General features: G+C 42.1%; 1 pseudogene. It reads right to left on the reverse strand.

Annotated elements, in window-relative coordinates:
* Positions 1 to 240 (reverse strand): annotated as a pseudogene (locus tag ACLJNW_RS28155) (hypothetical protein); the annotation flags it as partial.

Raw genomic sequence — 240 nt, forward strand, 5'->3', positions numbered from 1 at the left:
CAACCTTGTTGTCTAAGGTAATTGATGGCCGAATTCGTATCTGAGTAGCCCGTGTGGCCCCTTCGTAGCTCATAGACAAAATATTTATAGCGGGGGGCTATGAGGGGCCATGCCAGTCTGAAATTTTCAATAAACTTTTCTTGGATTCTCTTGATTTCCTTGCTCTCAATCTCTTGTTTGCGGGCGAGTTCTTTTCTTAATTTCCTCCTTTCTATGAATTTTTCGAGCTTGAGATACATC

The sequence above is a fragment of the Salmonella sp. SAL4457 genome (genome assembly GCF_046548235.1).
Lineage (GTDB): Bacteria > Pseudomonadota > Gammaproteobacteria > Enterobacterales > Enterobacteriaceae > Salmonella > Salmonella enterica.